13 protein-coding genes are annotated in these 13,420 nt (G+C 60.0%); 9 read left to right on the top strand and 4 right to left on the bottom strand.

Going from position 1 to position 13,420, the window contains the following annotated elements:
- Window positions 1-33: 33 nt before the first annotated feature.
- On the top strand, window positions 34-999 hold the full coding sequence (locus V0R37_RS05525) for a Bug family tripartite tricarboxylate transporter substrate binding protein (protein WP_420373542.1): 966 nt from the start codon (window positions 34-36) through the stop codon (window positions 997-999).
- 10 nt (window positions 1,000-1,009) lie between these two features.
- On the opposite strand, the gene V0R37_RS05530 is transcribed toward V0R37_RS05525, so the two are convergent.
- Entirely contained in the window at window positions 1,010-1,684 is a 675-nt protein-coding gene (locus V0R37_RS05530; protein ID WP_420373543.1) for a Crp/Fnr family transcriptional regulator, read from the bottom strand.
- Between the two features lie 179 nt (window positions 1,685-1,863).
- On the opposite strand from V0R37_RS05530, the gene V0R37_RS05535 reads away from it, so the two are divergent.
- The 8 genes from V0R37_RS05535 (at window position 1,864) to V0R37_RS05570 (ending at window position 11,359) form a co-directional block, all read left to right on the top strand.
- The gene (locus V0R37_RS05535; RefSeq protein ID WP_420373647.1) at window positions 1,864-3,825 is read left to right on the top strand and encodes an AMP-dependent synthetase/ligase; all 1,962 of its coding nucleotides are present in this window, start codon (window positions 1,864-1,866) and stop codon (window positions 3,823-3,825) included.
- The gene (locus V0R37_RS05540; protein WP_420373544.1) at window positions 3,825-4,622 is read left to right on the top strand and encodes an ABC transporter ATP-binding protein; all 798 of its coding nucleotides are present in this window, start codon (window positions 3,825-3,827) and stop codon (window positions 4,620-4,622) included. Before V0R37_RS05535 ends, V0R37_RS05540 begins: the two co-directional genes overlap by 1 nt.
- A gap of 18 nt (window positions 4,623-4,640) precedes the next feature.
- Window positions 4,641-5,570 (top strand): branched-chain amino acid ABC transporter permease, encoded by a 930-nt coding sequence (locus tag V0R37_RS05545; protein WP_420373545.1) that lies wholly within the window; start codon window positions 4,641-4,643, stop codon window positions 5,568-5,570.
- A gap of 20 nt (window positions 5,571-5,590) precedes the next feature.
- A complete protein-coding gene (locus tag V0R37_RS05550) occupies window positions 5,591-6,655 on the top strand; it encodes a branched-chain amino acid ABC transporter permease (RefSeq protein ID WP_420373546.1) in 1,065 nt (354 codons plus the stop codon).
- An 89-nt stretch (window positions 6,656-6,744) separates the two neighbouring features.
- Window positions 6,745-8,076, top strand: a complete 1,332-nt coding sequence (locus V0R37_RS05555; protein ID WP_420373648.1) for an ABC transporter substrate-binding protein — start codon at window positions 6,745-6,747, stop codon at window positions 8,074-8,076.
- 68 nt (window positions 8,077-8,144) lie between these two features.
- Window positions 8,145-8,975: an ABC transporter ATP-binding protein gene (locus V0R37_RS05560; RefSeq protein WP_420373547.1), complete on the top strand. Its 831-nt coding sequence runs from the start codon at window positions 8,145-8,147 to the stop codon at window positions 8,973-8,975.
- A gap of 17 nt (window positions 8,976-8,992) precedes the next feature.
- Complete coding sequence (locus tag V0R37_RS05565) at window positions 8,993-10,267, top strand: phenylacetate--CoA ligase family protein (protein ID WP_420373548.1); 1,275 nt, start codon at window positions 8,993-8,995, stop codon at window positions 10,265-10,267.
- 75 nt (window positions 10,268-10,342) lie between these two features.
- Complete coding sequence (locus V0R37_RS05570; protein WP_420373549.1) at window positions 10,343-11,359, top strand: amino acid ABC transporter substrate-binding protein; 1,017 nt, start codon at window positions 10,343-10,345, stop codon at window positions 11,357-11,359.
- A 157-nt stretch (window positions 11,360-11,516) separates the two neighbouring features.
- Here the strand turns inward: V0R37_RS05570 and V0R37_RS05575 are convergent, their stop codons facing one another.
- The 3 genes from V0R37_RS05575 to V0R37_RS05585 all read right to left on the bottom strand — a co-directional run bounded on the left by V0R37_RS05575 (window position 11,517) and on the right by V0R37_RS05585 (window position 13,371).
- Entirely contained in the window at window positions 11,517-12,323 is an 807-nt protein-coding gene (locus V0R37_RS05575; protein ID WP_420373550.1) for an N-acyl homoserine lactonase family protein, read from the bottom strand.
- A gap of 4 nt (window positions 12,324-12,327) precedes the next feature.
- Entirely contained in the window at window positions 12,328-12,519 is a 192-nt protein-coding gene (locus V0R37_RS05580; RefSeq protein WP_420373551.1) for a hypothetical protein, read from the bottom strand.
- A 69-nt stretch (window positions 12,520-12,588) separates the two neighbouring features.
- Window positions 12,589-13,371 carry an enoyl-CoA hydratase/isomerase family protein gene (locus V0R37_RS05585; protein ID WP_420373552.1) on the bottom strand — a complete coding sequence of 261 codons (783 nt, stop codon included), beginning with the start codon at window positions 13,369-13,371 and terminating at the stop codon, window positions 12,589-12,591.
- Window positions 13,372-13,420 lie beyond the last annotated feature (49 nt).

Below are 13,420 nucleotides of genomic sequence, written 5' to 3' on the forward strand. Positions count from 1 at the left end.
TCTGCGCTTATACATTTCACGGAGCAATCATTCATGTCTAAACTATTGAAAGCCTTGCTGGCCACCTCGCTGTTGGGATTGGCCGGCATGACACACGCCGCCTCCTGGCCCGAGCGGGCCGTTCAGTGGGTCATCCCCTATCCGGCGGGCGGCGGTTCGGACGTGATCGGACGCGTCGTGGCCGCCAGCCTGGAAAAATCGCTGGGCCAGACCATCGTGGTCGAGAACAAGCCGGGCGCCGCGACGATTATCGGCGCCACCTTCATACAGGCCGCCAAGCCCGACGGCTATGTGGTGGGCACAGCCGATTCCGGCACGCTGGCCTTCAATCCGTCCTTGTATTCCTCGCTGCAATACGATCCCGCCAAGTTCACCTATATCGGCGGCCTGGCGCGCTTCCCCCTGATGCTGGCCGTCAAGGAAGATTCGCCATTCAAATCGCTCGACGATGTCCTGGCCGCGGCGCGCAAGGAACCGGGCAAGCTCACGTCGGCCTCGGCGGGCGCGGGCTCGCCCCATCACCTGGCCCTCGAAATGTTCAAGCAGCGTGCCGGGGTCAATATCACCCACGTTCCCTACAAGGGCGCGGCCCCCGCATTGCAGGACATCCTGGGCGGGCAGGTCAGCCTTGGCTTCGTCGATTCAGCCGCGGCCCAATCCAATATCAAGGCCGGCAAACTGCGTGTATTGGCGGTCGCCACTCCCGCCCGCATCGCCTTGCTGCCCAATGTGCCCACCATGGCTGAAGCCGGGGTCAAGGATTTCACCGCGTATGCCTGGCAAGGACTGGTCGGCCCCGCCGGCTTGCCGGCCGATGTCGTCAGCAAGCTCAGCACCGGCCTGCAGGCGGTATTGAAATCGCCCGAAGTCGACACCAAGATCCGAGCGATGGGTGTGGAGCCCCTGCCCATGACGGCCGCCGATTTCAAGGCCTACGCCCAAGCCCAGCGCGCCGAATGGGCGGACGTCATCAAGAAAGCGGGCATCAAGCTGGATTGACGAACGGAATTTACATACCGTAATGCTTCAGGCCGTCCAGGTTCAACACCTGCACGGCCCCGTATTCGACCTTCAGCAGCTGGGCCGCCTCGAGCGTCCTTAGCGCCTGATTGGTGCGTTGGCGGGATATCCGCGCCAGGTAGCCGATTTCTTCCTGGGTAATATCCAGGCGCATGCCCTTGCCCGGATAAAGCATGGGGTTGAAGAGCTCCGCCAGGCAGCGGGCCACCCGGGCGTCGGGCGCCAGCAGGCGGTCGTATTCCGCCTTGCCGATGAACTGGCCCACGCGTTCGTTCAACTGGTGCAGCAGGTAGCGGTTGAACGGTATGCTGCTGTCCAGCAGCCAATTGAAGGTGGCGACGGGCAGGCGGATGATGGCGGAGTCGCGCAGGGCGACGACGTCGTACTTGCGCGATTCGCACTTCAGCAGCGAGCCTTCGCCTATCCATCCGCCGGCGGGCACGCCGGTCAGGGACGCCATTTTCCCGTCGGAATTTCCGACGGAAACCTTGACCAGGCCGTTGAGCACGCCTATCCAGGCATAGGCTTTTTCACCTTTGCGCTCTATCATGGCTCCAGCGGGGTACTGCGTCACCGCCACGTCCCGCTGCACGCGGTCCTGCTGTTCGTCGGTGAGCAAGTCGAACCACGCCGCGGCGTCGTGCAGGGATTCTTTCGCCAGCATGAGGATTTACCCTAGAAAAAGCAGGAATGTCATATCCGTGACAGTTGGGGGGTGATCTAGCCTATACCTTTGCATTCAACTGAATAACAATAACGCCAACAAGGCGGGGTATACAGTTAACCATAAACCTCGAAAAGAGGACCAGGACACTGGCCGAAGGAGACAACGTGGCGCAAGACATGCCTACGCAAGCAACGGCGGCACCGGGGACTTTCCCCGCGTGGGTGCTGCACCACGCCAAAGTGCGTGGCGCCCGCCCCGCCATGCGCGAGAAAGACCTTGGCATATGGCAAACCATGACCTGGGCCGACGTCGCAAGCCAGGTGCGCGCACTGGCCAACGGCTTGGCGGCGTTGGGTGTCCGGCCCGGCGAGCATGTCGCCATTGTAGGCGAGAATCGGCCCCGTTTATACCTGTCCATGATGGCCGCGCAGGCAATCGGAGCCATACCCGTCCCGCTATACCAGGACGCCGTGGCGCAGGAGATGCTGTATGTCCTGCAAGACGCCGAAGTCCGCGTCGCCATCGTCGAAGACCAGGAGCAGGTCGACAAGATGCTGGAGGCCGCCGATAGCTGTCCGGACATGGCCTTTGTGGTGTACGACGATCCGCGCGGCCTGCGCAATTACCAGGAAGACAAGCTGCTGGCCTTCGAGTGCTTGATGGAAATGGGGCGCGACTACGCGGCCGCCCATCCCTCTTTTGTCGATGAGGCCATTGCCGCCATCAAGCCCGACGACGCGGCGGCCATGTTCTATACATCCGGCACCACGGGCAAGCCCAAGGGCGTCATGCTGTCGCATCATGCCCTTATCGATCGCGCCCTGGCCATCCAGGAACTCGAAAACCTGACCGATCGCGAAGATGTCCTGGCCTACTTGCCGCCGGCCTGGATAGGCCAGAACATGTTTTCGTACACGCAATTCCTGGTCACCGGCTTTACCGTCAATCATCCCGAATCACCCGAGACCGTCTCCATCGATATGCACGACATCGGGCCGACGTATTATTTTGCCCCGCCGCGGGTGCTTGAAGGACTGCTGACGCATGTGATGATACGCATGGAAGATGCCAGCGCGGTCAAGCGCAAGCTGTTTCACGCCTTCATGAAACTGGCGCGTCGCGTGGGCGTGCGCATCCTCGATAAAGATCCGACCGTCAACGCCTGGGACCGCTGCAAGTACGCCTTGGGCAATTTCATGGTCTATGGGCCCTTGCGCAATGCGCTGGGCATGAGCCGCGTGCGCATCGCCTATACGGCGGGCGAAGCCATAGGCCCGGATCTGTTCGTGTTCTATCGCTCCATAGGCATCAACCTGAAGCAGCTCTACGGTTCCACCGAGACCTCGGTGTTCGTCTGCGTCCAGTCCGACGGGCAGGTTCGTTCCGATACCGTGGGTCCGCCCGTGAAGGGCGTGGACATCCGTGTGTCCGAGAATGGCGAGATACAGGTAAAAAGTCCCGGCATGTTCAAGGGCTATTACCGCAACCCCGAAGCCACGGCCGAATCCTATACGCCCGACGGCTGGTATCGCACCGGCGATGCCGGCTACCTGGACACCGACGGCCAGCTCAAGATCATCGATCGAGCCAAGGACGTCGGCAAGCTGGCCGACGGCAGCCTGTTCGCACCCAAGTACATCGAGAACAAGCTGAAGTTCTTCCAGCACATCAAAGAGGCTGTCGCCTTCGGCGCGAACATGTCCCAAGTGTGCGCCTTCATCAATATCGACCTTGAAGCTGTCGGCAACTGGGCCGAGCGGCGCGGGCTGCCGTATGCCGGCTACACCGACTTGGCGAGCAAGCCCGAGGTCTACGAGCTTATCCGCGATTGCGTCAATCAGGTCAATGCCGATTTGGCCAGCGATCCCAAGCTGGCCGGCTCCCAGGTATCGCGCTTCCTTATCCTGCATAAAGAGCTTGATCCAGATGATGACGAGCTCACCCGCACCCGAAAGGTACGCCGGGCCTTTATTGCCCAGAAGTATGGAGTCCTGGTCGATGCGCTATTCCAGGGCAAGGGCAATCAGTTCATCGAAACCGAGGTCAAGTTCGAGGACGGCCGTTCCGGCAGGATTTCCGCTGACCTGAAAATCCTCGCCGCCACGGTCTATCCAGGCAACACGAAGAAGGCTGCATAATGAATTCAGGCGCTCGCGAACAACGAATCGGGAACACGATTCTCGACATGAAGAATATTTCACTGGCCTTCGGTGGGGTGAAGGCGCTTACCGATATTTCCTTCGATGTCAAAGAACATGAAATCCGCGCCATCATCGGTCCCAACGGCGCGGGCAAGAGCTCCATGCTGAACGTGATCAATGGGGTGTACACCCCCCAGAATGGCGAGATCACGCTGTCCGGCGTCCGGTTCTCCAAAATGAATTCCAGGCGCGCCGCCGAGATGGGCATCGCGCGGACCTTCCAGAACCTGGCCTTGTTCAAGGGCATGAGCGTCCTGGACAACATCATGACCGGCCGCAATTTGCGCATGAAAAGCGGCGTCCTGGCACAGGCCTTCCGCCTGGGCTCGGCCGAACGCGAAGAAATCGCGCACCGCGAATTCGTCGAAAACCTCATCGATTTCCTGGAAATCCAGGCCTATCGCAAGACGCCTGTGGGGCGCCTGCCCTATGGACTGCAAAAACGGGTCGATCTGGGGCGGGCGCTGGCCATGGAGCCGCGCATATTGTTGCTGGACGAGCCCATGGCGGGCATGAACATAGAAGAAAAGCAGGACATGAGCCGCTTCATTCTGGATGTGAACGACGAATACGGCACCACCATCGTGCTTATCGAACACGATATGGGCGTTGTCATGGACATCTCGGATCGTGTGGTGGTACTGGATTACGGCAAGAAGATCGGCGATGGCATGCCCGATGAAGTCCGCCAGAACCCGGATGTCATTCAAGCCTATCTCGGTGCCAGTCACTAGGGTCTAAGGAATACATATATGGCATTTTTTCTTGAAACCCTGTTCGGCGGCCTGATGACAGGCATGCTGTATTCACTGGTGGCGCTGGGCTTTGTGCTTATTTTCAAGGCCTCGGGCGTCTTCAATTTCGCCCAGGGGGCTATGGTGCTTATCGCGGCCTTGTCCATGGCGCGGTTCTCCGAATGGATACCCCATTGGTTGGGCATAGAAAGCCTGATCCTCGCCAATGTCCTGGCGTTTATCGTCAGCGCCATCTTCATGTGGATCATCGCGATCGCGATCGAACGCTGGGTCTTGCGCTACCTGGTGAATCAGGAAGGCACCACCTTGCTCATGGCAACCATCGGCATCAGCTATTTTCTGGACGGCATGGGCCAGATCATTTTCGGCAGCAGCGTGTATTCCATCGACGTGGGCATGCCCAAGGACCCCGCCTTCATCCTCGATACCGTTTTCGAGGGAGGGCTGCTGATCAGCCTGGAAGACCTTACCGCGGCCGCCGTGGCGGCCCTGCTGGTGGCGACGCTGGCGTTCTTCTTCCAGTACACCTCGGTCGGGCGGGCCCTGCGCGCGGTGGCCGACGATCACCAGGCCGCGCAATCCATAGGCATACCCCTGAACCGCATATGGGTGGTGGTATGGACGGTGGCCGGGCTGGTTGCGCTGGTGGCCGGCATCATCTGGGGTTCCAAGTTCGGCGTGCAGTTCACGCTGTCGACGGCGGCGCTGCGCGCCTTGCCGGTGGTGATCCTGGGCGGACTGACCTCGGTGCCGGGCGCCATCATCGGAGGGCTCATCATCGGGGTGGGCGAAAAGCTGTCCGAAGTTTATCTGGGCCCGTTCGTGGGCGGGGGAATCGAAATCTGGTTCGCCTACATGCTTGCCCTGGTGTTCCTGCTGTTCCGGCCTCAGGGCCTGTTCGGCGAAAAAATAATCGACCGTGTTTAAGAAGATCAGGTAACGACACTATGTTCTATCGTGAAAACGGCCAATTCAAAAGCACCTATCGTGCCGATCAGCAGATCTTTCCGATCCGCCAGGACAGGACTTTCATGCTGGGGGTGCTGCTTGCCGCCTTCGTGCTGGTTCCGCTCCTGGCGTCGAACTACTTTCTGCAGGCAATTCTCATCCCCTTCCTGATTCTGTCCCTGGCCGCCATAGGCCTGAACATACTGGTGGGATACTGCGGCCAGATATCCATCGGGTCGGGGGCGTTCATGGCGGTGGGGGCGTACGCCGCCTGGAATTTCGGCGTACGGATGCCGGCCACCCCGCTGGTCGTCCAGATCCTGCTGGGGGGCGTTTTCGCCACTCTGGTTGGCGTGGTGTTCGGCGTTCCCAGTCTGCGCATACGCGGCCTGTACCTGGCTGTCACCACGCTGGCCGCGCAGTTCTTCGTGGACTGGGCTTTCCTGCGGATTCCTTATTTCACCAATTACTCGTCGTCGGGCAACGTCTCGGTGCCGGCGCTGACCGCTTTCGGGCTGCCCGTGCAGACGCCGGTCGAGCGCTACCTGTTCGTCCTGATTTTCGTGGTTGTCTTCGCCCTGCTGGCCAAGAACCTGGTGCGCGGCGCCATCGGCCGCCAATGGATGGCCATTCGCGACATGGATGTGGCCGCTTCCGTCATAGGCATACGCCCCGTCTATGCAAAGCTCACCGCCTTCGCCGTCAGCTCCTTCATCATCGGCGTGGCCGGCGCCTTGTGGGCCTACATCCATCTGGGATCCTGGGAGCCGCTGGCCTTCGACCTGAACCGCTCCCTGCAACTGCTCTTCATTGTCATCATCGGCGGACTGGGCTCCATCGTGGGCAGCTTTTTCGGCGCGGCCTTCATGGTGCTGGTGCCGGTGCTGCTGACCAATGTTCCCCATATGTTCGGCATGTCGCTGGCCGTCGATACCGCGTCGCATATCGAGCACATGGTGTTCGGCGCATTGATCGTGTTTTTCCTGATCGTCGAACCGCACGGTCTGGCGCGACTCTGGAGCATAGGCAAGGAAAAGCTGCGTATCTGGCCTTTCCCTCATTAGTTTTTTCATGGCAACACATCAGCAAGCCGGCTGACCCATCTGGGCCATGCCGAAACACAAACGGTGCAGATAGACACCATCAGGAGGACCTGGAGATGAAACCATCTTTGAAATTCGCCGCCGCCATGTTTGCGGTCGCGGGCACGCTGGCCACGGTATCGATGCCGGCCGCCGCCGCCGAAGAACAGTTCGTGCCTTTACTGGCCTACCGGACGGGCTCCTTTGCGCCCCTGGGCATACCCTGGGCCGACGGAAAAATGGACTACCTTAAGCTCGTCAACGAGCGCGACGGCGGCATCAATGGCGTCAAGATCGTCTACGAAGAATGCGAAACCGCTTACGCGACCGACCGCGGCGTGGAGTGCTATGAGCGCCTGAAGGACAAGAATGGCGGCGCCTCTGGCTTCGACACCCAATCCACCGGCATTACCTTTGCGCTGACGGACAAGGCCATCGTGGATGGCGTATCGATTGAAACCGTGGGCTATGGCCTGTCGCAGTCCGCCGACGGTTCGGTGTTCAAGTGGAACTTCCCGCTACTGGGCACCTACTGGACGGCGGCCGACGTCATGATCCAGGATATCGCCAAGAAGCTGGGCGGCGTAGACAAGCTCAAAGGCAAGAAGATCGCCCTGGTCTATCACGATTCGCCTTATGGCAAAGAGCCCATCGCTTTGCTGCAGTCCCGCTCCAAGGCCAACGGCTTCGAGTTGCAGCTCTATCCCGTCACGGCGCCGGGCGTGCAGCAGAAATCCACCTGGCTGCAAATCCGTCAGAGCCGTCCCGACTACGTTTTGCTCTGGAGCGCCGGCATCATGACGCCCACGGCCATACGCGAGGCGCAAGCCGTCGGCTATCCACGCGACAAGATGTACGGCATCTGGTGGGCCAGTTCCGAGAACGACGTCCAGGACCTGGGCCAGGTCGCCAAGGGCTACAACGGCATCACCATTCATAACAGCGCGGATCATGGCAAAGTGCACGAAGACCTGAAGAAGCATGTGTATGACAAGGGCCAGGGTACGGACACCAACGGCAAGTATGTCGGCACCATCGCTCACACGCGCGGCATGATGATTTCGATGCTGCAAGTGGAGGCCATCCGCACCGCCCAGGAAAAATTCGGCAAGGGCAAGTACATGACGCGCGAACAGGTGCGGTGGGGGTTCGAGAACCTGAACATCACCAAAGAGCGCCTTGAAGAGTTGGGCTTCGCCAAGCTGATGCGTCCCGTCAAGACCAGTTGCAGCAACCACATGGGCGACGACTGGGCCCGCATCATCCAGTGGGATGGCGCGAAGTTCAACATCGTGTCCGATTGGTACCAGTCCGACAAGAAGTTCGTCGATCCGCTGGTGAAGGATCTGGCCGCGAAGTACGCCGCCGAGAAGAAGCTGGAAGTCCGCAAGTGCGAGGGCTAGGCTAAGGCCTGGACTCCGGCCGCCGCCGACGCGGCGGCCGGCCCCAACCCGATACAGGGAACAAGTGTATGAATGCGAATGCTGAGGCCCCGGCCCCGAATATTCTTCTTAACGTCAATGGGATCGAGGTCATCTACAACCATGTGATCCTGGTGCTCAAGGGGGTGTCGCTTTGCGTGCCCGAGGGGAAGATCGTAGCCTTGCTTGGCGCCAACGGAGCGGGCAAGACCACTACCTTGCGCGCGGTGTCCAACCTTTTGAAGGCCGAGCGGGGCGACGTCACCAAGGGCAATATCGACTACCGCGGCGAGCGCATCGAAAGGCTCACCCCGGCCGATCTGGTCAAGCGCGGCGTGGTGCAGGTCATGGAAGGGCGCCATTGCTTCGCCCACCTGACCATCGAAGAGAACCTGCTGACCGGCGCTTATACGCGAGACATAGGCCGCGGCGAGCTGAACGCCTCGCTGGAAAAGGTCTACCAGTATTTCCCCCGCTTGAAACAGCGCCGGGGCAGCCAGGCCGGTTATACGTCCGGCGGCGAACAGCAAATGACGGCCATTGGGCGCGCCCTGATGGCCAACCCCAACATGATCCTGCTGGACGAGCCGTCCATGGGCCTGGCGCCGCAGATCGTGGAAGAGATTTTCGAAATCGTGCGCGATCTGAACCAGCGCGAGGGTGTCAGCTTCCTGCTGGCCGAGCAGAACACCAATATAGCCCTGCGCTACGCCGACTACGGATATATCCTGGAGAACGGGCGCGTCATGATGGACGGGCAGGCCAGAGAGCTTGCGGAAAACGAAGACGTCAAGGAGTTCTACCTTGGCGTATCAAGCGGCGAGCGAAAAAGCTTTCGCGACACCAAATTTTATCGGCGGCGCAAGCGCTGGCTTGCCTAGGCCTGGCGGGAACTACCATGACTACTTATTTCGAGGATCGCGAGGCGGCGGCGATGCGCGAGCGCGAGGAAAGCCTGCTGGCGCGCCTGCCCGCCGCACTGAAGCGCGCCCGCGCAAGGGCACCCGCCATTGGCCAGCAGTTGCAGGGGCTGGATCCGGACGCCATCTCGCAGCGGGCCGACTTGGAGCTGATACCGGTCATCCGGAAAAGCGAGCTTTTGCAGGCACAGTTGTCCATGCGGCAAGGACAGGCCGGCAGTCAGTTGCCGGCGGTATCCCGCATCTTCGGCGGGTTTTCAGCCATAGGCTGGGGCGAGGCCATGCGTGTGTTCGCATCGCCCGGCCCCATCTACGAACCCGAAAGCAAGCGCCCGGACTACTGGGGGTTTGCGAGGTCCTTGTACGCAGCGGGCTTCCGCCCGGGCGAGCTGGTCTACAACTGTTTTTCCTATCACTTCACGCCGGCCGGCTCCATGATGGAGACAGCGGCGCACGCCTTGGGCTGCACGGTGTTTCCGGGCGGCGTGGGGCAAACCGAGCAGCAGGTCCAGGCCATTGCCGATTTGGCGCCGTCGGGCTATACCGGCACCCCAAGCTTCCTGAAGATCATCCTTGAGAAAGCCGAACAATTGGGCGTTGAGCTGCCGTCGCTGAAGCGCGCCCTGTTTTCGGGCGAGGCATTCCCGCCATCCTTGCGCACCTGGTTCGCGCAGCGAGGCATCGACGGCTATCAAGCCTACGGCAGCGCTGACCTGGGCATGATGGCGTACGAAACCGAGGCTCGCGAAGGCCTGGTCGTAAACGAGGACATCATCCTGGAAATCGTGCGGCCCGGAACGAACCAGCCTCTGCCGGAGGGCGAGGTTGGCGAGGTGGTGGTGACCACGCTGAATCCCGATTATCCCCTGGTGCGTTTCGGTACGGGCGATCTATCGGCCATCTTGCCGGGCGCGTCGCCCTGCGGCCGTACGAATATGCGCATCAAGGGCTGGATGGGGCGGGCGGACCAGACCACCAAGGTGCGGGGGATGTTCGTGCATCCGGGGCAGGTGGCGGGCGTGCTGAAGCGGCACCCCGAGGTCCGCAAGGTCCGGCTGGTGGTCAGCGGCAATGTGGGCAGCGATGTCATGGTGCTGAAGGCGGAACTGGCCGATCCCAGCCAGGACGCTTTGGCGCGCATCGCTGATTCGGTCCGTGAGCTGACCAAGCTGCGCGCGGATATCCAGCCAGTGGAACCGGGCAGCCTGCCCAATGACGGCAAGGTGATCGACGATATACGCAGTTACGAATAAGTTTATGTGTTTTCCCCGCGGTGGATTGCAGTAAGATGCGACAAAATGCTTGTTGTTTCTTACAGGGGAATTGTTATGCGCACGTTCAAGTACGCCGCCTCCGCGGCAGTCATGTTTGCCGCGATGTCGATGGCTCAGGCCGGCACGCTGGAGGTCGTCCAGAAGCGCGGCGAGGTCCAGTGCGGAGTCACCACGGGATTTGCGGGCTTTTCCGCTCCGGACGCGAAGGGCCAGTGGCAAGGCCTGGATGTGGATTTGTGCCGGGCGGTGGCTGCGGCGACCCTGGGCGACGCATCGAAGTTCAAGGCGGTGCCGCTTAATTCACAGCAACGCTTCACAGCTTTGCAGTCGGGCGAAATCGATCTGCTGGCGCGCAATACCACGGTTACGCAGCAGCGCGACACGGCCTTGGGCGCGATGGCCGCGGGCATCAATTTCTACGATGGCCAGGGTTTCCTGGTCCCGAAGTCGCTGGGCGTGAAGAGCGCGAAGGACTTGGACGGCGCATCGGTGTGCATGCAAACGGGCACGTCGAACGAGAACACGATGGCCGACTGGGCCCGGGCCAATAATGTGAAGTACAAGCCGGTGGTGATCGAACAGTTCAACGAGGTGGTGAATGCATTCGCGGCCGGCCGTTGCGACGTGTTCACGACGGACGCATCGGGGCTGGCGTCGATACGCATATCCAAGTTGACGAAGCCGGACGATTATCAGGTGTTGCCGGAAATCATTTCCAAGGAGCCGCTGGGGCCGTTCGTGCGCCAGGGCGACGACGCATGGCTGAACGTGGTGAAGTGGACCTTGCAGGCGATGATAGGCGCCGAGGAATTGGGGATTACGTCCAAGAATGTGGACGAGCAGCTGAAAAGCACGAATCCGAATGTGCAGCGCTTGCTGGGCGTGACGGCGGGTGCGGGCAAGAATCTGGGTCTGGACGAGAAATGGGCCTACAACATCATCAAGCAGGTGGGCAATTACGGCGAGAGCTTCGAGCGTAATGTGGGACAGGATAGTCCCTTGAAGATACAGCGCGGGCTGAATGCTCAGTGGACGGATGGCGGGCTGATGTATGCCTTGCCGGTTCGTTGATGTTTTAGTGCGTTGATTCCATGTTCTGGTTTGGCATGGATCTGACGAGCCTGTCTATTCAATAGGCGCCCCGTCTTGCGGGGCGCCTGCTTTTATGGGCTTGTGCGCCGGCGCCGAAAAGAGCGCGCATGTCGTCTGTATTAATAAGGCAAGCAGATCAGCGTTTCGGCGCTACATGCAGCTTCACGGTGTCAGGGTCATGCTCGCTGTATAAAGGATAGCGATCCATCACCATCGGATCGTGGCCGGGCACGATATGGTCTGGGCTGTCTGCAGCGGCTTCAAGCCGTGCATAACCGGCCAGCATGTCGGCGATGTTATACACGATGGGAAATGGCCTGGCCTTTTCCATGTTTTCATAATAATGGGATGCATCCGATGCAAGCACGATCCAGCCCCGGGCGGTATGCACGCGGACGGATTGCAATCCTTTGGTGTGTCCACCGATTCTCAGTACGCTGACTCCTGGCGCAATCGATTGATCACCTTCGTGAAACACAACCCGGTCCTCATAGATATTGCGTACCAGCAGCATTATGTCTGTCACGGAATAGGCGTGTCGCATCGGCGCAAAGCACATGCAGCGGCCGGTGGCGTATTCGACCTCGGAGTCTTGTATGTGGAAACGCGCAATGGGCAGTTTGTCGAGGTTACCCGCATGGTCATAGTGCAGATGAGTCAGAATGACATCGTCTACCTGGTCAGGGCTTATCCCCAAGGTGGCCAATGCTTCTATGGGGCAACGAATGAGTTCCCGATTCCTGTCTGCGGCAGCTTGCGCATTGAAGCCGGTATCCACCAGGATAATGCGTTCAGGGCTGCGTAGAAGCCAGACGAAGAAATCCATCGGCATCGGCCCATCGTGGGGATCGCCGCCAATGAAGTTGTCGCGGCGCAAGCGTGGCATGCCTGCATAACGCAGTGCATAGACCTCGTATTGAGGCAGTTCATTTTTTTTAGGCATAATTCTAGCCCGCACTCCGTGTGTTGCCCGGGCCATTTTCAATCATCTGAAGCTGGTCGATCTGTGTCGAACCTGCCGAGGCGATTTCAAAATTGATGGCGCCTGGGGCGGGGTTGATTGACGAGATGGTGTTTGTTGCTGGAACCCGGAGCCCATTGATCAGCAAGGCCTTTGGGGAGGCGGAGGTATGCGGCATGTGTGTCTCTTCCAGGTATTGATCGGTGTCCGGGATGGTGGCGTCGCTGGATTCGGGAAGGGGCTTCAGCTACCGGTTCCCTGTAAATTTTGCGCGGGCCGAAGCGCCTTCGGCACTATCCCTGCAAACCAGGGCCTGATCTGCATCCATATAAATCCCCAACCGATGCAAAGCGGTTGCAGAGGCGTTGACAGACTCTTTTGTCATGCGCAAGATCGCAGCGGGTGCTTCGCCGCTGCGCGCAGCCAGCGCTTGTGCTGTTTCGACGGCGCATTGGGGTTCGGATATCGCATCGATCAAGCCCCATTCCAGAGCGGCTTTCGGCGAAAGCCGCTCTGCCATCAGAATGGCGCGCTTTGTACGTGCCGGGCCAATCAGTGATGTCATGCGGGGAATCGCTCCCCAGCCCATGTTAAGCCCCACTTTTGCCTCGGGAAGATAGATGAAACTGTTCGAGGCCATCACCCGCCAGTCGCATGCCAGTGCCAGCGCGACCGATCCGCCTACTGCGGGACCTTCGATGGCGGCTATCGTGATTTGCGGAAGCTCTTCCCAAAGCCGGCACAGCCGGGCGCCACGCTGAGCTACATCGCGGCGCTCCAGAAGGCCTGTTTCTGTTTCCTCCCACTTGGCCGGATCTTTCAAGTCTATGCCGGCCGAGAATATGTCATTCGCCCCGGTCAGTACAACGGTGCTGATCTCAAGCGAATCAGCCAGGTCGCGCGCTACGCTGGTCAAGGCCAGGATGGTGTCCTGGTCAAGGGCGTTTCGGTTGACTCCGCGATCAAATCGCACCAGTGCGTGCTGGCCAGTAGTCTTGACCGTAACGGCTTTGCCATACTTGCGTTTCATTGCGTTTCCTTGGAACCGATGCTCATGAATGGGTAAAAAATTGAAGAAA

This window comes from Pollutimonas rozaliensis (assembly GCF_048751585.1).
Classification (GTDB): Bacteria; Pseudomonadota; Gammaproteobacteria; order Burkholderiales; family Burkholderiaceae_B.

Bases quoted from the DNA above. Each gene is read 5' to 3' on its own strand.
- V0R37_RS05560 (WP_420373547.1), top strand. From the start codon at position 8,145: ATGAATGCGAATGCTGAGGCCCCGGCCCCGAATATTCTTCTTAACGTC.
- V0R37_RS05565 (WP_420373548.1), top strand. From the start codon at position 8,993: ATGACTACTTATTTCGAGGATCGCGAGGCGGCGGCGATGCGCGAGCGC.
- V0R37_RS05575 (WP_420373550.1), bottom strand. From the start codon at position 12,323: ATGCCTAAAAAAAATGAACTGCCTCAATACGAGGTCTATGCACTGCGT.
- V0R37_RS05550 (WP_420373546.1), top strand. From the start codon at position 5,591: ATGTTCTATCGTGAAAACGGCCAATTCAAAAGCACCTATCGTGCCGAT.
- V0R37_RS05530 (WP_420373543.1), bottom strand. From the start codon at position 1,684: ATGCTGGCGAAAGAATCCCTGCACGACGCCGCGGCGTGGTTCGACTTG.
- V0R37_RS05535 (WP_420373647.1), top strand. From the start codon at position 1,864: ATGCCTACGCAAGCAACGGCGGCACCGGGGACTTTCCCCGCGTGGGTG.
- V0R37_RS05525 (WP_420373542.1), top strand. From the start codon at position 34: ATGTCTAAACTATTGAAAGCCTTGCTGGCCACCTCGCTGTTGGGATTG.
- V0R37_RS05545 (WP_420373545.1), top strand. From the start codon at position 4,641: ATGGCATTTTTTCTTGAAACCCTGTTCGGCGGCCTGATGACAGGCATG.
- V0R37_RS05580 (WP_420373551.1), bottom strand. From the start codon at position 12,519: ATGCCGCATACCTCCGCCTCCCCAAAGGCCTTGCTGATCAATGGGCTC.
- V0R37_RS05570 (WP_420373549.1), top strand. From the start codon at position 10,343: ATGCGCACGTTCAAGTACGCCGCCTCCGCGGCAGTCATGTTTGCCGCG.
- V0R37_RS05585 (WP_420373552.1), bottom strand. From the start codon at position 13,371: ATGAAACGCAAGTATGGCAAAGCCGTTACGGTCAAGACTACTGGCCAG.
- V0R37_RS05540 (WP_420373544.1), top strand. From the start codon at position 3,825: ATGAATTCAGGCGCTCGCGAACAACGAATCGGGAACACGATTCTCGAC.